We start from the raw sequence: 22,580 nt of genomic DNA, 5'->3' as shown, positions 1-22,580 counted from the left end.
CCATGGCTAAGAAAATCAAGAAGGGTGACCTCGTTCAGGTCATCACCGGCGCCAAGCAGGAACGTGGCGGCGACCGCGGCAAGCAGGGCAAGGTCCTGCGCGTATTCACCGACACCAACCGCGTGCTGGTAGAGGGAATCAACCGCGTCACCAAGCACAGCAAGGTCGGTCAGTCGCAGCGCGGCACCAAGACCGGTGGCATCGAGGTTGTTGAAGCCCCGATCCACGTTTCCAACGTTGCTTTGGTTGACCCGTCCACCAAGAAGCCGACCCGTGTTGGTTTCCGTCTCGACACCGTTGAGAAGGATGGCGCTACCAAGACCGTCCGTATCCGCGTGTCCAAGGCCACCGGGAAGGACATCTAATGACTGAGACTCTCGAGACTCCGGTAAAGATCGTTCCGCGTCTGAAGACGAAGTATGCAGAGACCATCAAGAAGTCCCTGCAGGACGAATTCAGCTACGCAAACGTGAACCAGGTTCCCCGCCTGGTGAAGGTTGTAGTGAACATGGGTGTTGGAGATGCCGCAAAGGACTCCAAGTTGATCGACGGCGCTGTCCGCGACCTCACCCTGATCACAGGCCAGAAGCCGCAGGTAACCAAGGCCCGCAAGTCGATCGCACAGTTCAAGCTGCGCGAAGGCATGCCCATCGGTGCACACGCAACTCTGCGTGGAGACCGCATGTGGGAATTCGTGGACCGTCTGGTTTCGCTGGCCCTGCCGCGTATCCGCGACTTCCGCGGCCTCAACGGCAAGCAGTTTGACGGCAACGGCAACTACACCTTCGGTCTGACCGAGCAGGTTATGTTCCACGAAATCGACCAGGACTCCATCGACCGCGTTCGCGGTATGGACATCACGGTCGTCACCACCGCCAAGACCGATGACGAAGGCCGCGCGCTGCTCAAGGCGCTTGGCTTCCCGTTCAAGACCGAAAACTAACTACGTGACAGGTCCGTCTTCGCAGGCTCCTAGGAGCGAGCGCAGCGGAAACCGGCACGAGGAAGGGCTATAGCCCAAATGACTATGACAGATCCTGTCGCAGACATGCTCACGCGTCTGCGCAATGCAAACTCGGCATACCACGACACCGTGTCCATGCCGTATAGCAAACTGAAGGCACGCGTTGCTGACATCCTGAAGGCAGAAGGCTACATTGCCGGCTGGAAGGAAGAAGACGCCGAGGTTGGCAAGAAGCTGACTCTCGACCTGAAGTTCGGTCCGAACCGCGAGCGTTCCATCGCTGGCGTCCGCCGCATCTCCAAGCCGGGCCTCCGCGTTTACGCGAAGTCCACCAACCTGCCGCACGTGCTGGGTGGCCTGGGTATCGCAATCCTGTCCACCTCTTCCGGCCTCCTGACTGACAAGCAGGCCGGCAAGAAGGGCGTGGGCGGCGAAGTCCTCGCGTACGTCTGGTAACGGGAAAGGAAGAGAATAATGTCACGTATTGGACGTCTCCCCATCACCGTTCCTGCCGGAGTTGAGGTCAAGCTCGATGGCTCCGTCATCAGCGTCAAAGGTGCCAAAGGCGAGCTGAGCCACACTGTGGCCAGCCCGATCGAGGTTACCCAGGAAGAGAACACTCTCACGGTCACCCGCCCGAACGACGAGCGCAACTCGCGTTCGCTGCACGGCCTGACCCGCACCCTGATCGCCAACATGATCCAGGGCGTTACCGAGGGCTACGAGAAGAAGCTTGAAATCGTTGGTACTGGTTACCGCGTTCAGGCAAAGGGTTCTGACCTGGAGTTCGCTCTGGGCTACAGCCACCCGGTTAACGTCTCTGCACCCGAAGGCATCACCTTCGTAGTGGAGGGTCCGACCAAGCTCTCTGTTGCGGGTATCAACAAGCAGCAGGTCGGCGAGGTTGCTGCCAACATTCGCAAGCTGCGCAAGCCTGACCCCTACAAGGGCAAGGGTGTCCGTTACGCCGGCGAAGTCATCCGCCGCAAGGTCGGAAAGGCTGGTAAGTAAACCATGGCCATCGCAATTAACAAGAAGCGTACGAACAAGAGCAAGTCGGCTGCACGCAGCCGTCGCCAGCTTCGTATCCGCAAGCGCATCACTGGTACGGCTGTACGTCCTCGTATGGTTGTTAACCGCTCTGCACGTCACATGTTCGTCCAGGTTGTCGATGACAGCAAGGGTGTAACCGTGGCTTTCGCTTCCACTTTGGAAGCGGACCTTCGTGCATTCGACGGTGACAAGACTGCCAAGGCCAAGCGCGTCGGCGAGCTCGTTGCCGAGCGTGCCAAGGCTGCAGGCGTCGAAGCTGTTGTCTTCGACCGTGGCGGTAACAAGTACCACGGCCGTATCGCCGCCGTCGCTGACGGTGCTCGCGAAGGTGGGCTGGCACTGTGACCGTTGAAAATAACGAAAAGGACGTTCAGGTGACTGAAGCTGTAGCTGCTGAAGCAACTGAGACCGCACCCGCTACCGATGACCGCCGCGGCGGACGTCGTGGCGAGCGCGGCGACCGTGGCCAAGGCCGCGGCGACCGTGGTGGCCGTGGTGGCCGCGACGGCGGTCGTGAGGCTGAGAAGAGCCAGTTCGTAGAGCGCGTTGTCACCATCAACCGCGTTGCCAAGGTCGTCAAGGGTGGTCGTCGCTTCAGCTTCACCGCTCTCGTCGTCGTCGGTGACGGCAACGGTATGGTCGGCGTCGGCTACGGCAAGGCCAAGGAAGTTCCCGCTGCTATCGCCAAGGGCGTTGAAGAGGCCAAGAAGTCCTTCTTCCGCGTTCCCCGCGTTGGCAACACCATCCCGCACCGTGTGCAGGGTGAGGCTGCTGCAGGCGTAGTCCTGCTGCGTCCGGCTTCCGCCGGTACCGGTGTTATCGCCGGTGGTCCGGTCCGCGCGGTATTGGAGTGCGTGGGTATCCACGACATCCTCTCCAAGTCGCTCGGTTCTTCCAACGCGATCAACATCGTTCACGCGACCGTTGCCGCTCTGAAGCAGCTCGAAGAGCCCGCTTCCGTGGCTGCCCGCCGTGGCCTGCCGCTGGACGAGGTTGCTCCTGCTGCTCTGGTGCGCGCGCTCCAGAACCAGAAGGCAGGTGTTTAGTCATGGCTAAGAACCTGACTCCTTCCGACGCCAAGTTGGAAATCACCCAGATCAAGGGCGTCATTGGCGCCAAGCAGAACCAGATCGCCACCCTTCGGTCCCTCGGACTCAAGCGCATCGGACACACTGTTGTCCGCTCCGCTGATGCCGTGACCGTCGGAATGCTGAACACGGTTCCGCACCTCGTGAATGTAGAGGAGGCGAAGTAATGGCAGAGAACAAGACCGCCGCAGAGACTGCTGAGAAGCAGAACGCTCTGAAGGTCCACCACCTGCGTCCCGCCCCGGGTGCCAAGACCGCCAAGACCCGTGTTGGTCGTGGTGAAGGCTCCAAGGGTAAGACCGCTGGTCGCGGTACCAAGGGTACGAAGGCCCGCTACCAGGTAAAGGCTGGCTTTGCCGGCGGCCAGCTGCCGCTGCACATGCGCCTGCCGAAGCTGCGCGGCTTCAAGAACCCGTTCCGGGTTGAGTTCCAGGTTGTTAACCTGGAGAAGCTCAACGAGCTGTTCCCGGAAGGTGGCGCTGTCACCGTTGAGTCCCTGGTTGAAAAGGGTGCCGTTCGCAAGAACCAGCCCGTGAAGGTGCTTGGCACCGGCGACATCACCGTCAAGGTCGATGTTACGGTGCACGCATTCTCCGCCAGTGCTACGGAAAAGATTGCTGCAGCAGGCGGAAGCACCACTGCTCTCTAAGAGCCAGTGGGGCAGATGCCCGTTGTATAAAGGATCCCGGTACGCGGGGCTTCGGCCCTGCGTACCGGGATTTTTTGGTGGTTGTGGACTCTCGATTATTACGACGGCGTCACAAGCAGTTAGACTCGGTTGTTGGGTTTCATTGAGCCCGATCACATCCTTGTACTTTCTACTCAGGAGGACGCTTGCTAAGCGCATTCGGCCGGGCGTTTCGGACGCCTGATTTGCGACGCAAGTTGTTGTTCACGCTGGGAATCATCACAATCTTCCGCTTGGGAGCTTTTATCCCCTCGCCTGGTGTGAACTACCAGAATGTCCAGCAATGCTTGAACACCGGTGACACCTCGCAGGGCATCTACCAGCTGGTGAACTTGTTCAGCGGCGGCGCGTTGCTGCAGGTTTCAGTCTTTGCCTTGGGCATCATGCCCTACATCACGGCGAGCATCATCGTGCAGCTGCTCCGGGTGGTCATTCCCCGGTTCCAGCAGCTCTACGAAGAGGGTTCCTCGGGACAGTCAAAGTTGACCCAGTACACCCGGTACCTCACGATCGCCCTCGGCCTTCTGAACGCCACCACCCTGGTGTCGCTGGCCCGTTCCGGTCAGCTGCTTCCGGGCTGCAACCTGCCCATCATCCCTGATGAGAGCATCATGACCACGATCCTCATCATCATCACTTTGACGGCCGGTACCGGCCTCATCATGTGGATGGGCGAGCTGGTTACGGAGAAGGGTGTGGGCAACGGTATGTCGCTGCTCATCTTCACCTCCATTGCTGCAAGCTTCCCGGGCTCGCTGGGTTCCATCTGGGAGAGCAAGGGTCCCGGCACCTTCTTCACCGTGCTGGCTGTTGGCCTTCTGACTGTGGCCCTGGTTGTGTTCGTGGAGCAGTCCCAGCGCCGTGTTCCGGTCCAGTATGCGAAGCGCATGATTGGCCGCCGCACAGTGGGCGGTACCAGCACCTACATTCCCATCAAGGTGAACATGGCCGGCGTCGTGCCCGTCATCTTCGCATCCTCCATGCTCTACCTGCCCGGGCTGATTTCGCAGTTCAACCAGCCGGCGCCAGGGGAGCAGATGGCCCCGTGGGTTGAGTGGATCAACAACAACCTCACCCGTGGCGACCACCCCATCTACATGGCGCTCTACTTCGCCATGATTGTGTTCTTTACGTACTTCTACGTGGCCATCACCTTCAACCCTGAAGAAGTGTCGGACAACATGAAGAAGTACGGCGGGTTCATTCCGGGCATCCGGGCGGGTAAACCGACCGCGGACTACCTGCAGTACGTGCTTTCCAGGATCACCCTGCCTGGAGCCCTCTACCTGGGCTTCGTGGCGTTGATTCCGCTGGTTGCACTCGTCCTGATCAACGCCAACCAGAACTTCCCGTTCGGTGGCACGTCAATCCTGATCATGGTGGGTGTCGGCCTGGAAACCGTCAAGCAGATTGATGCGCAGCTACAACAACGTCACTACGAAGGGCTTTTGCGATGACGAGAATGCTGATCATTGGACCTCCCGGTTCGGGCAAGGGTACGCAGGCTGAGCGGATTTCCGAGCGCCTCGGCGTAGTCGCCATTTCCACCGGCGATATCTTCCGTGCCAACGTCAAGGGCGAAACACCCTTGGGCATTGAAGCCAAGAAGTACATGGACGCGGGCGACTTCGTTCCGGACAGCGTCACGAACGACATGGTTCGCGATCGCCTGAGCCAGAGCGATGTGGAAAATGGCTTCCTCCTGGACGGCTACCCGCGCACCACCGCGCAGGTTGATTACCTGGACCAGATCCTCGCCGAAGGCCAGCAGGAGCTCGACGTCGTGCTCCAGTTGACTGCCGATGACGAAGAACTGGTGACCCGTCTCCTTGGCCGTGCCAAGGAAACCGGACGTTCCGATGACAACGAGGCCGTGATCCGTCACCGTCTTGATCTGTACCACGAGCAAACCGAAGCCGTTGTGGCCAAGTATGCCGAGCGTGGCATCCTCACGCAGGTTGATGGCATTGGCGGTATCGATGAAGTTACCGATCGTGTCCTCACTGCGATTGAGTCGGCGAAGGCTGTCTAGCGTGTTTTCCACATAGCCGGTTCGACCGGCTCTGGAGCGAAGGGTGTGTCCCGTACCATTGGTGCGGGACACACCCATTTTCGTTTCGCGACAGACTTTTGGGGGAACCGCATGCAAACTGCTTTATCTGGGCACAGCCGGATTTCGGGGCTTGAAGTTTACTTGCCGCCTGCCCGGCTGGACACGTCCGCCGTCGAGCGCCGAATTGGTGAGAGCAGTCCTGGGTTTCGGGTGCCGAAGGGCCTGATCGGGCGCGTCACGGGAATCCGTTCCCGCAGTGTGATGGCTGATACCGAACAAGCGTCGGACCTGGCGGCCAACGCTGCGGCCAAGGTTATGGCTGAGTGTGGACTGCAGGCTCCGGAAGTAGACCTCTTGGTCTTTGCTTCGGCCAGCCAGGACATGGTGGAGCCGGCCACTGGCCACATGGTTGCGGCAAAGTTGGGGCTGGCATGTCCGGTGATGGACGTCAAGAATGCCTGCAACAGTTTCCTCAATGGTGTCGAAGTAGCGGACTCCCTGATCGCCACCGGACGCTATGCCCGCGTCCTGGTGGCTACCGGTGAATCGCCGTCGAGGGCGGTTCGGTGGAAGGTTCCGGACTTTGAGACCTTTGCGTCCAGTTTTCCCGGATACACCATGAGCGACGGCGGTGCCGCAGTTCTGCTTGAAGCGGCAGACCGGGAGCTGTCAGGTTCCGAAGGGGCGGCCGGGATCCTGTCCATGGCTTTCACCGCGCGGAGCAGCCACTGGTCTGTGGGTACGCTCTCAGCTGGCGGTTCCGCGTTTCCCCGTGATCCGGAGGCCAGCTATTTCAGCATGGACGGTGAAAAGCTGAAGGACGCATTCCTGGACCTTGGTTCTGAGATTCTTGACCAGACTCTGGAGCGGCTTGATCTGTCATGGACGGACTTCGCCGTGGTGTGCGTACACCAGGTCAGTGCTCCGTACCGCGGGATCTTCGCTGAGCGTGCAGGGGTCCCGATCGAATTGCTGGTCCCTTCCGTGGAGGATTTCGGCAACCTGGCGTCGGTCAGCCTTCCTCTGCAACTGAAAATCGCCATGGACAGCGGGCGGTGTGGACCTGGAGACCTTGTGGCCTTGGTGGGCCTGGCCGGCGGCGTTAGCCTGGGCATGGCCGTGGTGCGGCTGTGACGGCCATGAACACACAGCCGGAGTCGGTCAGCACAAGGCTGGCGAGCAGCGCTCCCACCAAGTCGCTGTGCATCGCCGTTCCGATGTTGAACGAGGAGAAACTGGTACGTCAGACACTGGTGTCCCTGGCGGCCCAAGAGCACCAGGACTTCACAGTGGTGGTGGTGGACAACGGTTCCACTGATAACAGCTGTGGCATTGTGGCGGAATTCGCCGCGGAACATCCCGGAATGGACATCCGGCTGCTGGTCGAAGGGCAGAAGGGTACCGGGGCGGCTGCGGACACGGGGATGCGCTTCGGTGTGGAGCACGGAGCAGTATGGCTTGCCCGCACCGATTCCGATTGCCTCGCAGCCCCGGACTGGACTGCCAGGATCATGGCTGCGTTCGATGACGGGCTGGAACTGATCGCTGGTCAGCTTAATCCCAGGCTGGATGAGGGGATCAGCGCCGGCGAACGGCGGATGATGTTGCTCGCGGTGGAGGTGGCCTCATTCTTTGGCCGTATTCGTCCAGGCAATAAGGGCGAGGGATACCTGGGTCCGTACCAGATGCTCCCGGGGTGCAACATGGCCATCACCGCTGATATGTACCACCGCTCCGGCGGGTTCCCCCGTTCCAGCATCGAAGACCTCCATGAGGACCGGGCCCTGTCCAACCAGGTGAGAAAGCTGACGCGGAACTATGCCCTGCGGCGTGATGTTGTAGTGTTCGGTTCCTCACGGCGCGTCAAGGCCTGGGGCTTAAAGAACACGTTGGCTTGGTACGCAGACCACCGATACCGTCCTGAGCACGTGGATATCCGTTGATGACGGACGCGACCACAGCTGAGCGTTGGGAGCGACGCATCCACCTGGGCGCCCACCCGCTGCTCTATCCCATGATTCGAGGGCTGGGGAGCCTCCGTCCAGTGGTCAAGCTGCCGGGACTCGGGGTGCTGGTCAGCGAAGCCGGCCTGGTTCGTGAGGTTCTCATGGATCAGCAGAGGTTTATCAAGAATGGCCCCTCGGGTTCGGGTGCGCTGTGGACTCCTGTAGTGGGTCCCAAGGCCCTGGTGAACATGGATGGCGAAGAGCACAAGAAATTGAGGCAGCGTCTGGGTGATCTGTTCACACCGCGATCGGTAGCCGGGATAGTGGAGCCAGCGGCATCCGCCTTCGAGACACGAATCGCCAGGGAACTGGACGCGGGACGCCCGGTGGACGTAGTGGAATGCGTCAAGGACCTGGCCGGGGGAGTGATTTCCCGGCTGCTGGGAGTGCCCGACGATGCACCGGGGCGACTTCCCAACAAGGAACTGTTCAATCTGGGCTCTTCCATTTCCTCGCTCGTCCGGTTGGGGCGTCCCACCTTGACGGTGCGGCAGATCGCGAAGGGGCGTTCCGCCGTCGGAATCCTGGCAGGACCGGCCAGGGTGGCCTACCGGGAGAGCGACCCCGGGACGTTTCCCGGCAGGCTCCGGGAACTCGGAATGACCGAGGACGAAGCGATGGGCATCATCAGTGCTTTCGTGATGGTGGGAACCGAAACCTTGGTCTCTTTCCTTCCGCGCTTGGTGGCGCTGCTTTCGGACAGTGGAAGGATTGAGGATCTGGCCAGCGATCGCTCAGCTCTTCCTGCCACGGTCAATGAGGCCCTGCGCTTCACGGTGCCATCGCCCATGATGCTGCGGGATACAGTGGCGCCCGGGGTCATTGGTGGGACGGCGGTCCGGGCCGGCGACAGGATACTGCTGTCCACCGTCCATGCCGCTAAGAGCCTCCGCGGCTTCGACCCGGCAGAGGCCATGCCCCCGCAAGCACGCCAGCTGTGGTTTGGAGCGGGAGCGCACTTCTGTATCGGCATGCCGTTGGCCGTGGCCGAGATCAACGCAGCGTTGGAAATACTGCTGGACCGGTATCTTCAGCAACCCTGGACCATCTCGAGCCGCCGCGTCAGCAGGGGTGTTCTCATTCCGGGATACAAGAGTTTGGAGCTTGCGAATGCCTGAGGAGACAGTAGAGCAGTCAGTGGGCACTGCCGACCTCATCGCCGCCGTGTACGCGGCAGCGGAGCGGTTTCCGGAGCACCCGGCCATCACAGCCCCAGGCAAAGCACGCCGCATCAGGGGCGGGCGTGGCGCGGAGGCTGTGAAAGCCGGACAGACCATTACCTACCGTGAGCTGGTGGACGGGATTGAGGCGACGGCGCTCAGCCTCCAGAAGGATGGATTCGGCCTCGGGGAGCGCATGTTGTTCTCCGTACGTCCCAGCCCAGCGGCGTTCATCCTGGCCTTGGGGGCCGTGCGGGCAGGTGGATCGGTGGTGTTTATTGACCCGGGGATCGGTCCTTCACTCTTTCGGGACCGTGCAGGGCTCGCGTCCCCGCAGTGGGCAGCCTCCGAGTCCCTCCTGTATGCGCTCAGCACCAAGAGCCCGCTCCGTCCCCTCGCACGGCGGCGAGGGCTGCTTCTCCCGGACTATGGCGCCATGGATGTCCGCCACTACTACGCGGGACCGTGGCTGCCTGGTGTGCCACGGGGCGCCTCTCCGGTGAAGGCCCTGGCGACGACAAGGACGGCAACGTGGGATAGCCACAAGGCCGTCGACTCGGAGAACGCATCCTCACAGGAAGCCGTCATTATCTTCACATCAGGGACTACCGGCGCTCCCAAAGGCGTGATCCACACCCGGGGATCGCTCGCCGCGGGCTTTGAACAACTCACCACGCGCTGCACTTTCAGGGAAGGCGACAGGGTCCACTCGGAGCAACTCATGATGGGCCTGCCTGCACTCATCGCCGGTGCGCACTGGACCATGCCCGCGTACGGATTCTCCGCCCACATCGATCCTCTCCGGCTTGTGGGCGAACTTGGGCCTGTGGCCGGCAAAAAGACAGCGTACGACGGCGCCACTCACCTTTTCCTGGTGCCGTCACAGTTGGCGCCCATCCTGGATTCGATCGAGGAAGGAACGGTCAAGCTGCCACCTTCGCTAAGGACAGTCATGCTTGGAGCGGCGCCGATTCTGGCTCCATTTTTGAAACGGGCCATGCAGCTGCTCTCGGGCATCGAGTTCAAACTGATTTACGGCATGACGGAAGCGCTTCCGATCGCCATTGCCGACGGACACGAGAAATTGGCGTTCGCGTCAGGTGCAGAAGCTGAGGTAAAGGCTCCCGACGGTACAGGTGAAGGTGACTTCCTGGGGGAGCCGCTGCCCGCCGTCGAAATCCGGGTGGCTGAAGACCACGAACTGTTGGTCCGCGGTCCCAATGTGTGCCATGGCTATTTGGGCGAAGACCCTATGGTGGAACACGCCACGGGAGATCTGGTCCGGGTGGACCACGGCAGCGACGGGGCGCCGAGGCTGGTGATGATCGGGCGTAAGAAGGACATGATCATCCGAGGCAAAACCAACATCTACCCGGCACTCTACGAGCCCGTCATTGCCGGGATCCCCGGGGTCCGGCAAGCAGTGATGATAGGCGTCCCGGATGCCGTCGGAGACGAGGCAGTGTGGCTCGCCGTCGTCTCTGTGGCTGGCGAAAGTGCAGCCCTGGTGAAGTCGCGGCTTGCCCGTGAGCTCCCCAGGCTCATCGACGAATCCGCGCTCCCGGACCACATTGAAGTCCTGGAGTCCATCCCGTCCAGTGGCCGGCACCGGAAACCTGACCGTGCAGCATTGCGGCGGGAGTTCGCGTCACGCGCAGAGGCAGAGGCAGAAGCAGCGGGAGCGCAGTGAGGATCGCAGTCACGGGAGCCACGGGATTCATCGGCGGAGCCGTGGCCAGCGCCGCGGAGGCCCAAGGATGGGAGGTGGTCCGCTTCGCAAGGCAGCATGGACCCGGCCTGAATTACTGGGACCTGACCGGACTGCCCCCAGCGCGGCTTCCCGCCGTTGACGCGGTGGTGCACGCGGCAGCACACGTTGCCGACTGGGGTGCTTCTTCCCTCTTCCACCGGGCCAACGTCCTGGGCACCCGGGCCGTATCCGAGGCTTTCGCCGGAACCCGCCTGGTCCACATCTCCAGCTCCAGCGTCTATCCATGGTGGGAAGCATGCGTCAACCGGGCTGAGGACGAGGTAGCCACGCACCACCTGAATGCCTACGGACGCAGCAAGGCGCTCGCCGACGTCGAAGCGCGTCGCCATGGCAATGCCGTGGCATTGCGGCCGCACGGTGTCTACGGGCCGGGGGACCGAACGCTTCTGCCACGTCTGATCAACAACATCAGGCGAGGCCATTTGCTGAGTGTCGGACATGCCCAGGTGAAACATCAATTGACGCACGTGGATAATCTGGCACAAGCCGTCCTGGCTTCCTGCCGATCGGAAATCTGGGGTGCCATCAACGTGGGAGACGCGGAGCCTGTGGAATTGGGTGGAGTGCTGCGCCAGGTTCTTGACGCCTCTGGACTTCACGACGTGGACATCAGGTACCTTCCCGAGCCCGCGGCCATGGCTTTGGCGGGTATTTCGGAGGCGGTTTCCCGGGCGGGCGGGCGGAGCCCACGGCTTACACGCTATGCGGTCAGCCAACTCGGGCGGGAGCGAACCTACTGCTTGGAACGCCTCCGGCGCGAGCTGGGAATCGAGCCAATTTCGACCACAGTCTCGGATGCGGGAAAATGGTTCAAGCACGGAGCCTGATCGGCTCCATCCGCAAACCTTCCAGAGGAGAACATGGCGTTCGGTCAGCCCCGCATTGAATACAAGACCAACGAGCAGATGCGCAAGATGCAGGAAGCCGGGCTGGTCCTGAGCCGTGCACTTGACGCTGCAGTTGCGGCGGCCAAGCCGGGCGTCACCACCAAAGACCTGGACGATGTTTTTGCCGCAGTCCTCAACGACGCCGGAGCCAAGTCCAACTTCCTCGGCTATCACGGCTTCCCGGCCACAATTTGCACCTCCGTCAACGAGGAAGTGGTCCATGGCATCCCTGGGACCAAGGTCCTCAACGATGGCGACATCATTTCCATCGACGGCGGCTGCATCGTGGACGACTGGCATTCAGACTCTGCGCGTACGGTCATCGTGGGTACCGCCGATCCCGAAGACCAGCGGCTCTCCGACGTTACTGAGGCTGCCATGTGGCGTGGCATCGCCGCCCTCGCCAACGGAAAGTTCGTTGGAGACATCGGCAACGCGATCGATGACTATGTATCCTCGGTCCAGGGCAAGCCCTTGGGCATCCTGGAAGACTACGTTGGGCACGGCATTGGTTCCGAAATGCACATGGCTCCGGATGTGCTGAACTACCGGACCAGCCACCGCGGCCCGAAGATCCGCCCCGGCCTGTGCCTGGCCATCGAACCCATGCTGGTGCGCGGTGGCATCGAAACCGCCACCCTCGACGACGACTGGACCGTTGTCACCACTGACGGCAAGCGTTCCTGCCAGTGGGAGCATTCTGTAGCCGTCCACGAAAAGGGCATCTGGGTCCTGTCCGCCCCGGATGGAGGCGCCGAGCAGTTGGCGCCGCTCGGCGTCGTGCCTGTACCGATTCCGTAATACCTGTACCCATCCCGTAAGACCTGGGGCCTTACACCCCGAAGCACAAGAGCCGGGCTGCAGAAGCAGCCCGGCTCTTGTCATGCGAGCCGGGCATTAAGCCTTCAGCTTTGGCTTCACGTCCTTGGTGTAGATGCCCTCGAGCGTCTTTTTCAGTTCGGTCATGGTTGCCTGGACGTCGCCCTGCTGCGTGAGGATCTTTGCAGCGGCCTTGGCCATCTCCTGGTCCGCGCCCGGCAGGAACACACGTGCGTTGTCCTGGACCTTGGTCACGGGGAGCTGGTCCATGGCGGTATTGATCTGCGGTGTCGCGGCGAGAACAGCGGACATATCGGCCGAAAGGCGGGTGGGCATGTACCCGGTTGCGGCGGAGAAAGCGGCGGTGTTCTCGGGTTCGGTCATGAACTTCAGGAACGTGGCCGCAGCAAGCTGCTCCTCCTTGGTGATGCCGCTCGGGATGCCGAGGCCCGCACCGCCGGTGGGGCAGACCCCGCTGGGCACCTCCGGGCCGCCCGGAAGAAAGCCGACGCCAACGTTGAACTTGGCTGCCTTCAGGACGCCCAGCAAGGAACCAGTGGAGGAAATGGTGGACGAGGTGATGCCCGCTGCAAAGTCGTCTGCGGCTTCCTTGGAGGAAACGCCAGCCCACGCGTCCTTGTAGATGGAATCCTGCGCCCACTGCAAGGCCGCAACTGACTCGGCCGAATCGCAGGTGATGTCCCATTCCTTGGACCAGCTGCCGCCCCAACCCCACAGGTTGTTTTGCAAGGTCCAGCCCGCGTAACCGGCAAGGGCCGGGTAAATGTAGGCGTACTGTGCCCCGGACGTGGCCTTGAGCTTCGGGGCCCACTCCGCGAACTCCTGCCACGTGGCCGGTGCGCGATCGGGGAGGCCCGCAGCCTTGAAATGGTCCTTGTTGTAGTAGAACAGCGGCGTGGACCGGCCGTAGGGGAGCGCCCATTGCTTGTCGTCGTACTTGTAGTCGTCCACCAGCGACTTCTGGAAGTCGTCGATCTTGATGTCCAGCTGCTTCACCAGTCCATCGATGGGGATGATGCTGCCATTGGAGAAGTAGCGGAACCACCACACATCAGAGAGGACAACCAGCGCCGGGAGGCCCGTCTTGGCGGCCTGCGAGGTCTGGAACTTCTGGGCGATCTCCTCATAGTTGGCCCCGGCCGTGACGAGGTTGACCTTGATGTCGGGGAACTTGGCGTGGAACTTCTCAATGATCGCCTTCTCCACGTCCTGCGACTTGCCGGGGTGGTTGGTCCAGAAGTCGATGGAGGCGGCCGGCTTCACGCCGCTGAAATCGATCGCTGCGGTGTCGACGGCGTCTGCCGTGCCCGCCGTCGAAGGCCCGCCACAGGCGGCCAGTGCCGCTGCTCCGGCGCCAAGTCCGGCCAGGCCCAGGAAATGTCGGCGGTCAAGGTTGGTACGCATGGTGCTTCCTCTCAATAACTTCACTAGGTATTTCGATGCGAATGGTGCGGAGGGAAAAATCAGCCGGTGACGCTTCCTTGGGTCAGGCCGGCCACGATGTAGCGCTGGAGTGCTGCGAACACCAGCAGGATGGGGACGATCACCAGCACGGCGCCGGCCATGAGGATTCCCCAGCCTGCCCCGTTGCCTTCTGAGTTCTGCAGCAACGTCAGGCCCACGGGCAGCGTCATGGTCTCGGGGCGGTCGGTGATGATGAGCGGCCAGATGTAGTCGTTCCATTCACTGACCACGGTCACCAACGCCACAGTGGCGATGGACGGTACCGAGACCGGCACAATGATTTGCCAGAGCCTCCGCCAGTGTCCGGCTCCGTCAATTTCCGCGGCCTCCAGGATGGACGGCGGCAGCGTCAGGAAGTGCTGGCGCAGCAGGAACGTGCCAAATGCCGTGCCCAGGCCGGGGAGGATGATGCCCCACAACGTGTTCTTTCCGCCCATTCCTGCAATGAGGATGTAATTGGGCAGGATGGACACTTGGGCCGGGACCATCAGGGCTACCAGGATCAGCACGAAGATCACGTTCTTGAACGGGAATCGCACGAACACCAAGGCGTAGGCGGTCAGGATGGCCAGGATGACCTTGATGGATGAACCGATCACAGTCACGATCAGGCTGTTGGCGAAGAACTGCGCAAACGGGACGGTGGTCATCGCCGTGGCGTAATTCTCCAGGTTCAGGGACTCCGGCAGAATCTTCAGATCCATGGTGACAATCTCGCCCGGCTGTTTGAAGGAGCTCAACAGCATCCACAGCAAGGGCAGGAACACCACCAGCGTGGCAATGATCAAGGGGACGTACCCCGTTGCCACAGTCTGGAGCAGGTTGGCGCTGGAGAAGGGCCGCGGCCGCTCAGCTTGCTGCGGCTCCTGCTTGGCGTCCTGCCGTGCGTCTTGTGGGGAAGGCACGACGGCGGCTGGTGACGGTGCGCTCATGAGTAGTGGACCTTTCGCTCAACGAACCGCAGTTGGAGGACCGTGATGATCAGCAGGATGGCGAAGAGGATCACCGAGATCGCGGCCGAATAGCCGGCCCGGTTATAGGCGCCGAACGCCTGCAAATACGCCTCGTAGATCAACGTGCTGGTGCCATTGCCCAGCGGAGTCATGATGCGGATGAGATCGAAGGCCTGCAAAGAACTGAGCATGGTGGTGATCAGCAGGAAGAACGTCGTGGGAGAAAGAAGCGGCATGGAGATGTTGAAGAACCTCCGCACGCTGTTGGCCCCATCAAGCGCTGCAGCTTCCATCACGTCGCGGGGAAGGGACTGCAAACCGGCGAGGTACACCACGGCGCAATAGCCCAGGTTCTTCCACACGTAGACGATGATGACCATCACCAACGACAACTGGGGATCGTTGATCCACTGGGGGCTCTGCTGGCCCATTCCCCGAAGAATCCACGCCAGCACGCCGTAGCCGGGATCGAAGATGAACAGCCACACCAAGCCAACGCCCACCCCGGACAGCACGTAAGGGGCAAACACCGCGGACCTTGCAAACGTGGTTCCCCGAACCTTCGAGTTCAAGGCCAGGGCAACCAGCAACCCAAGAACCATCGAGCCACCAACGGTTACCAACGTAAAGACTGCCGTGGTCCCCAGAACCTTTGACGCATCCTCACTGGTGAAAAACGTGACATAGTTCTGCAGCCCCACCACCGTGGCCGACGCCGAACCCAGCGTCCAATCCAACGTGGAGTAATAGATGTTGTTGATCAGGGGCCAGTACGTGAAGGTGCCGATCAGCACTAAGTTCGGCAACGCCATGGCAAGGAAAACCAGGAAATCTTTACGGCTGCGGCCTGACCATCGCCTTCTCACCGGAGGGTGCTGGGCTGCCTCAATCGGTGGGGACGGTGGCTTGGAGTCCGGCCTGCCTGCCGGCGCGGTGCTGCTGTGAATCTGTCGGGTAGTCATGGGTCACTAACGTTTTCGGGCGAACGTGGGGCGCCAGCTCCCGGACCGGGGCGGCGAAGACAGGCCTAGCTCACCACAGCCACAGCGGCTGAATGGGCCGAATCCGTGGTGCGTACCGATAGTTGTCTTACACTTCCCAAGCCGTTTACTCGGGGTTACTCGCTTGTTCGTATTCGAGGCCGGGCTCCCACTTGAAGCCGCACCGCCCCCGGCTGGCGGGGCCAGCCGGGGTCCAACCCTCGGCGCGCTCGGTCGTTCCTCCCCAACGGCCCCCTTACCTCGCAAGCTCGGCCAGGGAACCCGGCCGTCGTGGGCCCACCTTAGACGCGCGCTGCCGGGTCGCACCCCGGCTGGCCTTCAAAGCGCGGGGCGGGCAGGTGGAGAATGGAGCCATGAATTCGATCACCGATGTTGCCGGCATACGGGTTGGGCATGTGCAGAGGGTGGGGGGTGGATGGCTGTCCGGGGTGACTGTTGTACTTCCTCCCGTGGGGACCGTGGGGTCTGTGGATGTGCGCGGGGGAGGCCCAGGGACGCATGAGACCGACGCACTGGATCCGACCACCCTGGTATCAACCGTGGATGCCGTGGTGCTGACCGGGGGCAGCGCCTTTGGGCTGGCATCGGCAGGGGGTGCCCAACTGTGGTGTGAGGAGCAGGGCAGGGGGTTCGCTGTTCCCGGGACCGTGGTGCCGATTGTGCCTGCGGCCGCCATCTTCGACCTCGGGCGGGGCGGTGACGTGAAAGCGCGGCCCGACGCCGGCATGGGCTACCAGGCAGCCGCCGCAGCCTTCGCCTCAGGTGACCATGCCGCCGTCGAACGTGGAAACGTGGGTGCCGGCACGGGTGCGCTCATAGAGCGGGGGCAGTACAAAGGTGGGATAGGGACGTCGTCCATCCCTCTCGACGGCGGGGTGATGGTGGGGGCCATTGCTGTGGTGAATGCGCTGGGTGCGCCGGTGTTCAGCGCGACGGGGCCGCGACCCTCTGCAGACCCGCTGGTACCGCCGCAGGGACTCAACACGACGTTGGTGGTGGTCGCTACGAATGCTGCCCTGGATGTGGCCGAGTGCAAGCGGACTGCCAGTGCCGGGCATGCCGGGTTGGCCCGGGCTTTGGATCCGTCCCACACGCTTGCGGACGGCGATACCGTGTTCGCTTTGGCGACTGGCGCCGTCGTGCTTGATCGCAGTACTGAACAGGCGCGGCAAGTGTCGCTGATATCGCTCCAAAGTGCCGCGGCAGAAGCGGTGCGGCTCGCAATTCTCGACGGCGTCCGGGCTGCGGAAAGTGTCTCGACGGCGGCAGGTGAATTCCCGGCTTTCGGGCCTGCAGGGGAGTGACGGCGGGGGACCCTTGCGCTACCATGGACGGATTTAACTTTCCGGCCTGATTGGCGTAGAGTTATTTGTTGGTTGTCTGTGCAGCCACGCCCTTTTTAGTGTCGTGGTTCAAGGGAGCCAAGCAAACAAAAAACGTCCGCTGGATCTTCGGTGCCTAACTGAAGGACGGCGGCAAACAACAGTTAGCGGAGGATATGGCCAAGAAGGACGGGGTCATTGAGATCGAGGGCGTTGTGACTGAGGCGCTGCCCAATGCGATGTTTCGTGTTGAGCTCACCAACAAGCACGTCGTTCTCGCACACATCTCTGGGAAGATGCGACAGCACTACATTCGAATCCTCCCCGAGGACCGGGTAGTGGTTGAGCTGAGCCCATACGACCTCACACGTGGTCGTATCGTCTACCGCTACAAGTAAATTGCTGGGCGGCCTGGCAACAGTGCCTAAGCCGCTCCAGCAGATCAACTGCAAAACACGCAAAGGAACGCCATGAAGGTCAAGCCGAGCGTCAAGCAGATCTGCGACAAGTGCAAAGTGATCCGCCGTAACGGCCGGGTCATGGTGATCTGCGAGAACCCGCGCCACAAGCAGCGCCAGGGCTAATTCCCCTTCCGGGAATCAGCGCCCGCAAGGGCAAACCTGGGTTGCTAGCCCACGCAAGTAAATAAAGGCAGCACAAGCTGTGCCAGGACTGCATTACAGAGCCTGGTCAGCGAACCCCCGGTCGGAGGCTGGGGCCACACGGAACGTGTGGGTGTACTGCCTACGACCTCCGGTTTATTCAAGGAGTACCGCCACTATGGCTCGTCTCGCTGGCGTAGACATTCCCCGCGAAAAGCGGTTGGAAATTGCGCTTACTTACATCTACGGCGTGGGCAAGACCCGTGCACACGAAACCCTGGCTGCCACTGGCATCAGCGCCGACGTTCGCGTCAAGGACCTGACTGACGCCGAACTGGTTCAGCTGCGTGACTACATTGAAGGCAACTACAAGGTTGAGGGTGACCTTCGCCGCGAGGTAGCCGCTGACATCCGCCGCAAGGTAGAGATCGGCAGCTACGAAGGCCTGCGCCACCGCAAGGGCCTGCCCGTACGCGGACAGCGTACGAAGACCAACGCTCGTACCCGTAAGGGCCCGAAGCGCACCGTCGCCGGCAAGAAGAAGGCCGGACGTTAATCCCTCGGGATTGATCCGGTTTTCCCCCGATAACTTTCTGTAGGAGAAACAATGCCCCCGAAGACTCGTGGAGCGGTTCGTAAGCCGCGTCGCAAGGATAAGAAGAATATTGCGCTTGGCCAGGCGCACATCAAGAGCACCTTTAACAACACCATCGTGTCCATCACGGACCCGAACGGTGCTGTCATCTCATGGGCTTCCGCCGGTGAGGTTGGCTTCAAGGGCTCCCGTAAGTCCACTCCCTTCGCCGCCCAGATGGCTGCTGAAGCCGCTGCAAAGCGCGCTCAGGAGCACGGTCTGCGCAAGGTTGACGTATTCGTCAAGGGCCCGGGATCCGGACGCGAAACCGCAATCCGTTCGCTTCAGGCCGCTGGCCTCGAGGTTGGCTCCATCCAGGACGTCACCCCCAGCGCCCACAACGGTTGCCGCCCGCCGAAGCGCCGCCGCGTCTAATTAGGTCTTCCCTGCCTGACTGGCCGGGCCTGCTGTGGAGAGTTTCGACCCTCCATAAGCATGGCCCGGCTGGTCAGGCTGGAAACCGAAGCCGATTTCCACCACCTGTGTTGCGTCATATAGCGGATGCTCGCCGAAAGGAAACCTAAGTGCTCATTGCACAGCGCCCCACCCTGTCTGAAGAAGTTGTATCCGAGAACCGCTCCCGTTTCATCATTGAACCGCTGGAGCCGGGCTTCGGCTACACCCTCGGAAACTCCCTCCGCCGTACCCTGCTCTCCTCCATCCCCGGTGCCGCTGTAACCAGCATCCGGATCGATGGCGTGCTGCACGAGTTCACCACGGTTCCGGGTGTCAAGGAAGATGTCACCGAGATCATCCTGAACATCAAGAGCCTTTCGGTTTCCTCCGAGCACGATGAGCCGGTTGTTGCTTACCTGCGCAAGCAGGGCCCCGGAGTCGTCACGGCCGCGGACATCGCTCCGCCGGCCGGCGTCGAATTCCACAACCCGGATCTGCACATTGCCACACTGAACTCGAAGGGCAAGTTCGAACTCGAACTGACCATCGAGCGCGGCCGTGGCTACGTTTCGGCAGCTCAGAACAAGTCCGGCGACTCCGAGATCGGCCGTATTCCGGTTGACTCGATCTACTCGCCGGTCTTGAAGGTAACTTTCCGCGTGGAAGCTACCCGTGTTGAGCAGCGCACCGACTTCGACAAGCTCATTGTCGACGTCGAGACCAAGCAGGCTATCGCCCCGCGCGATGCTGTTGCTTCCGCAGGCACCACCTTGGTGGAACTGTTCGGTCTGGCTCGTGAGCTGAACACCGCAGCTGAAGGTATCGAGATTGGCCCGTCGCCGACGGACGCTGCCCTGGCAGCTGACATGGCTCTGCCGATCGAGGATCTGGACCTCACCGTCCGTTCCTACAACTGCCTCAAGCGTGAGGGCATCCACACCGTGGGTGAACTCGTTGCCCGCTCCGAGGCTGACCTGATGGACATTCGTAACTTCGGTGCGAAGTCCATTGACGAGGTCAAGGCAAAGCTCGTCGAACTGGGTCTGTCCCTCAAGGACTCCCCTCCCGGTTTCGATCTCGCAGCCCGCGCCGCAGCCATCGAAGAGGACGACGCCGCGTTCAGCGACGACGAGCTCTAAACAGCAGATCTTGGCCGCCGGGTCCAGCGATGGACCTGACCGGCTTACACAACAGGAGAAATAACTATGCCTACCCCCACTAAGGGTCCGCGCCTCGGAGGCGGCCCGGCTCACGAGCGCCTGATGCTCGCGAACCTGGCAGCTGCTCTGTTTGAGCACAAGCGCATCACCACCACGGTCACCAAGGCCAAGCGCCTTAAGCCGTACGCAGAGCGTCTGGTCACCTTCGCCAAGCGTGGCGACCTCGCTTCCCGCCGCCGCGTTCTCGGCCTGATCAGCGACAAGGGCGTTGTCCACGAGCTGTTCACCGACATCGCCGGCGCCGTTGCCAACCGCGATGGTGGCTACACCCGCATCACCAAGATCGGCAACCGCAAGGGCGACAACGCTCCCATGGCTGTCATCGAGCTCGTTCTCGAGCCGGTTTCCGCGAAGCAGGCCGTTGTTGCTGAAGCAACTTCTGCCGCTGCCAAGGCTGCTCCGGCTGCCGAGGAAGAGGTCGTTGAGACCGAAGCTGTAGAGGCAGAAGCTGCTGAGACGGAAGAGGCTCCGGCCGCTGAAGCCGACGCTGCTGAAGCTGAAGCTGCTGAAACCGAAGAGGCTCCGGCCGCTGAGGACAAGAAGTAATTCACTGAATTCTTCGCAGTAGACTTAAGTCTATGAACGAACGAAAACCCGCTGCCCCCGTTTTGGGGGGCGGCGGGTTTTTGCGTGTGCGGCTTGATCTCTCCTACGACGGAGGACCCTTCAACGGGTGGGCGCTGCAGCCCGGGCTTCGTACTGTCCAGGGCTCGCTGGAGGAAGCACTGGCGCTCCTGCTCCAACGGCCGATCCGCGTCACGGTGGCCGGCAGGACTGACGCCGGTGTCCACGCCCGCGGCCAGGTGGTTCACCTGGACCTGACCGAAGCCGAGTGGTTGTCACTGCCCCGCGGGCATGAACTCGATCCCGCCGTCGCGCTGTTGCGGCGTCTCCGCGGCGCTTTGAGCCGGATCCTCGGCGACCTCACCGGTGCCGTGGAAGTGCACGACGCCGGTCTGGCGCCTGGAGGATTCGACGCCCGCTTTTCAGCGTTGTGGCGCAGGTACAGCTACCGCATTGCCGACGGTCCCGAACGGTGGGATCCCCTTCTGCGGGGCATCACCTTGTGGCACAAAGCGCCCCTGGATGTGTCGCTCATGAACCACGGTGTCCTGGCCTTGCTGGGGCTGCAGGATTTCCGTTCTTACTGCAAGCCGCGCGAAGGTGCCACCACCATTCGTGAGCTGCAGAAGTTCTCCTTTTCCCGGGGAAGCGACGGTGTCATTGTTGCCACCGTTCAGGCTGATGCTTTCTGCCACAACATGGTGCGGTCCTTGGTGGGATCTGCGCTGCGGGTGGGGGAGGAGTTGGAGTCCCCGGGCTGGCTGCACTCACGCCTCCTGGAACGAAAGCGGGATGCCAAGTCCGTGCTTGCTGCGCCGCATCCCTTGGTGCTGGAGGAAGTTGCCTATCCTTCGGCTGCCGAGATGCTGGCCCGGGCTGAGCTGACGCGGGCGCGGCGGGCGTAGCTTTTCCCGTTGGGGTCCGGACGTTGGAGGACCCCCTCCCGGCTCTGGGTACCGGAAGGGGGCCGTTGTGGCACTCCGTGGTCTGGGATCCGCGAAGTGCCGGTCTATTTCCCGCGGGGCAAGATCAGGAGAAGGCTTGCATGATCCTGATGACCGCCGGACCCAGAAGGACTATGAACAGCACCGGGAAGATGCAGAACAGCAGAGGAAAGAGCACTTTGACCGGTAACTTCATAGCCTTCTCTTCTGCGTTCTGACGGCGCTTGACACGCGCTTGTTTTGCTTGAGCTCGTAGTACGTTGGCGATACCGATGCCGTATTTGTCGGCTTGGATCACCGCCAGGACGAAACTGCGGATATCCTGCACGGTGCACCGTTCGGCCAGAGCCTCGTAGGATTCCTGCCGTGGACGGCCCACCTGGATGTCTTGGAGCGTGCGCATCAGCTCCTGGGCTAGGGGGCCGGTTCCCTGTGATGACGCCCGCTCCATGGCGGACTCGAACCCCAGCCCAGCCTCGACAGAAATCAGCATCTGGTCCAGAGTGTTCGGAAATTCGAGCTTGATGGCTTCCTGGCGCTTGATCCCCGTGTTGTAGATCAGGAGGTCGGGGATGAAGTAGAGGAACACCGTAAGAAATAGTCCGAGGATCACCATTCCGGGACCTGGGCTAACGACGAAGAGCAGTATTCCGATGAGGGATCCCGCCGCGGCTAGGACCGGCTTCATGGCAATAAGCTTGGTCAATGGCATGGATCGTGGCCGGCCGGCGAGGGCAAGCCAGTGGTCGAGTTTGGCTTCGTAACTGCCCGGGGTCAGCCTGCGGGCAATACCAAGCAGAAGGGGCGGGCGTTGAACTGTGACACCATGCCCCTGCGCGAATCCGGATCCGAGGTTTGTCTGGATGGCAACAATGCCTTTGCGGTCCACTGTGGCCAATGACCAAGCAAAGTAGGACAGCGGCAAGACGATGATGGCGATGATGAGCCACGCTACGGGAGTCATGGCAGC

At 61.7% G+C, this 22,580-nt stretch carries 28 protein-coding genes; 24 read left to right on the top strand and 4 right to left on the bottom strand.

What is annotated here, in order from left to right:
- Positions 1-2 precede the first annotated feature (2 nt).
- The 16 genes from rplX to map all read left to right on the top strand — a co-directional run bounded on the left by rplX (position 3) and on the right by map (position 12,471).
- Positions 3-365 carry a 50S ribosomal protein L24 gene (rplX, locus tag RQH14_RS13340; protein WP_024817586.1) on the top strand — a complete coding sequence of 121 codons (363 nt, stop codon included), beginning with the start codon at positions 3-5 and terminating at the stop codon, positions 363-365.
- Positions 365-943, top strand: a complete 579-nt coding sequence (rplE, locus tag RQH14_RS13335; protein ID WP_011775585.1) for a 50S ribosomal protein L5 — start codon at positions 365-367, stop codon at positions 941-943. Before rplX ends, rplE begins: the two co-directional genes overlap by 1 nt.
- Positions 944-1,021: 78 nt before the next feature.
- On the top strand, positions 1,022-1,420 hold the full coding sequence (gene rpsH / locus RQH14_RS13330) for a 30S ribosomal protein S8 (RefSeq protein ID WP_024817585.1): 399 nt from the start codon (positions 1,022-1,024) through the stop codon (positions 1,418-1,420).
- An 18-nt stretch (positions 1,421-1,438) separates the two neighbouring features.
- Positions 1,439-1,975, top strand: a complete 537-nt coding sequence (gene rplF / locus RQH14_RS13325; protein ID WP_011775583.1) for a 50S ribosomal protein L6 — start codon at positions 1,439-1,441, stop codon at positions 1,973-1,975.
- A gap of 3 nt (positions 1,976-1,978) precedes the next feature.
- Positions 1,979-2,362 (top strand): 50S ribosomal protein L18, encoded by a 384-nt coding sequence (rplR, locus tag RQH14_RS13320; protein ID WP_024817584.1) that lies wholly within the window; start codon positions 1,979-1,981, stop codon positions 2,360-2,362.
- Between the two features lie 29 nt (positions 2,363-2,391).
- Positions 2,392-3,063, top strand: a complete 672-nt coding sequence (gene rpsE / locus RQH14_RS13315; RefSeq protein WP_179128297.1) for a 30S ribosomal protein S5 — start codon at positions 2,392-2,394, stop codon at positions 3,061-3,063.
- Positions 3,064-3,065: 2 nt separating this feature from the next.
- Positions 3,066-3,272: a 50S ribosomal protein L30 gene (gene rpmD / locus RQH14_RS13310; protein ID WP_089595794.1), complete on the top strand. Its 207-nt coding sequence runs from the start codon at positions 3,066-3,068 to the stop codon at positions 3,270-3,272.
- Positions 3,272-3,754 carry a 50S ribosomal protein L15 gene (gene rplO, locus RQH14_RS13305; RefSeq protein ID WP_089595793.1) on the top strand — a complete coding sequence of 161 codons (483 nt, stop codon included), beginning with the start codon at positions 3,272-3,274 and terminating at the stop codon, positions 3,752-3,754. Before rpmD ends, rplO begins: the two co-directional genes overlap by 1 nt.
- Before the next feature lie 185 nt (positions 3,755-3,939).
- Complete coding sequence (gene secY, locus RQH14_RS13300; protein WP_024817581.1) at positions 3,940-5,250, top strand: preprotein translocase subunit SecY; 1,311 nt, start codon at positions 3,940-3,942, stop codon at positions 5,248-5,250.
- A gap of 5 nt (positions 5,251-5,255) precedes the next feature.
- Positions 5,256-5,825, top strand: a complete 570-nt coding sequence (locus RQH14_RS13295; protein ID WP_311213752.1) for an adenylate kinase — start codon at positions 5,256-5,258, stop codon at positions 5,823-5,825.
- Between the two features lie 282 nt (positions 5,826-6,107).
- Positions 6,108-6,980 (top strand): 3-oxoacyl-[acyl-carrier-protein] synthase III C-terminal domain-containing protein, encoded by an 873-nt coding sequence (locus RQH14_RS13290; protein WP_311213682.1) that lies wholly within the window; start codon positions 6,108-6,110, stop codon positions 6,978-6,980.
- A gap of 5 nt (positions 6,981-6,985) precedes the next feature.
- A complete protein-coding gene (locus tag RQH14_RS13285) occupies positions 6,986-7,789 on the top strand; it encodes a glycosyltransferase family A protein (protein ID WP_311213681.1) in 804 nt (267 codons plus the stop codon).
- Positions 7,789-8,970 carry a cytochrome P450 gene (locus RQH14_RS13280; RefSeq protein ID WP_311213680.1) on the top strand — a complete coding sequence of 394 codons (1,182 nt, stop codon included), beginning with the start codon at positions 7,789-7,791 and terminating at the stop codon, positions 8,968-8,970. Before RQH14_RS13285 ends, RQH14_RS13280 begins: the two co-directional genes overlap by 1 nt.
- Positions 8,963-10,702: a class I adenylate-forming enzyme family protein gene (locus tag RQH14_RS13275; protein WP_311213679.1), complete on the top strand. Its 1,740-nt coding sequence runs from the start codon at positions 8,963-8,965 to the stop codon at positions 10,700-10,702. The genes RQH14_RS13280 and RQH14_RS13275 overlap by 8 nt, the downstream gene beginning before the upstream one ends.
- Complete coding sequence (locus tag RQH14_RS13270) at positions 10,699-11,610, top strand: NAD(P)-dependent oxidoreductase (protein WP_311213678.1); 912 nt, start codon at positions 10,699-10,701, stop codon at positions 11,608-11,610. Before RQH14_RS13275 ends, RQH14_RS13270 begins: the two co-directional genes overlap by 4 nt.
- Positions 11,611-11,643: 33 nt before the next feature.
- Positions 11,644-12,471, top strand: coding sequence for a type I methionyl aminopeptidase (map, locus tag RQH14_RS13265; RefSeq protein WP_311213677.1), 828 nt, complete (start codon positions 11,644-11,646; stop codon positions 12,469-12,471).
- A 96-nt stretch (positions 12,472-12,567) separates the two neighbouring features.
- Here the strand turns inward: map and RQH14_RS13260 are convergent, their stop codons facing one another.
- From RQH14_RS13260 to RQH14_RS13250, 3 genes are read right to left on the bottom strand one after another with little or no spacing between them, the layout of a single operon-like run.
- Positions 12,568-13,914: an ABC transporter substrate-binding protein gene (locus RQH14_RS13260; RefSeq protein WP_311213676.1), complete on the bottom strand. Its 1,347-nt coding sequence runs from the start codon at positions 13,912-13,914 to the stop codon at positions 12,568-12,570.
- Between the two features lie 59 nt (positions 13,915-13,973).
- The gene (locus tag RQH14_RS13255) at positions 13,974-14,906 is read right to left on the bottom strand and encodes a carbohydrate ABC transporter permease (RefSeq protein ID WP_311213675.1); all 933 of its coding nucleotides are present in this window, start codon (positions 14,904-14,906) and stop codon (positions 13,974-13,976) included.
- The gene (locus RQH14_RS13250) at positions 14,903-15,889 is read right to left on the bottom strand and encodes a sugar ABC transporter permease (protein WP_311213674.1); all 987 of its coding nucleotides are present in this window, start codon (positions 15,887-15,889) and stop codon (positions 14,903-14,905) included. Before RQH14_RS13250 ends, RQH14_RS13255 begins: the two co-directional genes overlap by 4 nt.
- 392 nt (positions 15,890-16,281) lie before the next feature.
- Here RQH14_RS13250 and RQH14_RS13245 point away from each other — a divergent pair, with 392 nt between their 5' ends.
- The 8 genes from RQH14_RS13245 (at position 16,282) to RQH14_RS13210 (ending at position 21,571) form a co-directional block, all read left to right on the top strand.
- A complete protein-coding gene (locus RQH14_RS13245) occupies positions 16,282-17,232 on the top strand; it encodes a P1 family peptidase (protein ID WP_311213673.1) in 951 nt (316 codons plus the stop codon).
- 194 nt (positions 17,233-17,426) lie between these two features.
- The gene (gene infA, locus RQH14_RS13240) at positions 17,427-17,648 is read left to right on the top strand and encodes a translation initiation factor IF-1 (RefSeq protein ID WP_011775571.1); all 222 of its coding nucleotides are present in this window, start codon (positions 17,427-17,429) and stop codon (positions 17,646-17,648) included.
- Between the two features lie 72 nt (positions 17,649-17,720).
- Entirely contained in the window at positions 17,721-17,834 is a 114-nt protein-coding gene (gene rpmJ / locus RQH14_RS13235; RefSeq protein ID WP_011775570.1) for a 50S ribosomal protein L36, read from the top strand.
- A 196-nt stretch (positions 17,835-18,030) separates the two neighbouring features.
- A complete protein-coding gene (gene rpsM / locus RQH14_RS13230; RefSeq protein ID WP_011775569.1) occupies positions 18,031-18,408 on the top strand; it encodes a 30S ribosomal protein S13 in 378 nt (125 codons plus the stop codon).
- Positions 18,409-18,459: 51 nt separating this feature from the next.
- Positions 18,460-18,861, top strand: coding sequence for a 30S ribosomal protein S11 (gene rpsK, locus RQH14_RS13225; protein ID WP_014922380.1), 402 nt, complete (start codon positions 18,460-18,462; stop codon positions 18,859-18,861).
- A gap of 149 nt (positions 18,862-19,010) precedes the next feature.
- Positions 19,011-20,021: a DNA-directed RNA polymerase subunit alpha gene (locus RQH14_RS13220; RefSeq protein WP_136321891.1), complete on the top strand. Its 1,011-nt coding sequence runs from the start codon at positions 19,011-19,013 to the stop codon at positions 20,019-20,021.
- A 66-nt stretch (positions 20,022-20,087) separates the two neighbouring features.
- Positions 20,088-20,648, top strand: a complete 561-nt coding sequence (gene rplQ / locus RQH14_RS13215; RefSeq protein WP_311213671.1) for a 50S ribosomal protein L17 — start codon at positions 20,088-20,090, stop codon at positions 20,646-20,648.
- A gap of 32 nt (positions 20,649-20,680) precedes the next feature.
- Positions 20,681-21,571, top strand: coding sequence for a tRNA pseudouridine synthase A (locus RQH14_RS13210; protein WP_311213670.1), 891 nt, complete (start codon positions 20,681-20,683; stop codon positions 21,569-21,571).
- A 124-nt stretch (positions 21,572-21,695) separates the two neighbouring features.
- Here RQH14_RS13210 and RQH14_RS13205 read toward each other — a convergent pair whose 3' ends face one another.
- Positions 21,696-22,574 (bottom strand): type II secretion system F family protein, encoded by an 879-nt coding sequence (locus RQH14_RS13205; RefSeq protein WP_311213669.1) that lies wholly within the window; start codon positions 22,572-22,574, stop codon positions 21,696-21,698.
- Positions 22,575-22,580 lie beyond the last annotated feature (6 nt).

Origin of the sequence: Arthrobacter sp. WCS2018Hpa-7 (assembly GCF_031843805.1) — a bacterium.
Classification (GTDB): Bacteria; Actinomycetota; Actinomycetes; order Actinomycetales; family Micrococcaceae; genus Arthrobacter.
This window is presented reverse-complemented; position numbering and strand designations above follow the sequence as displayed.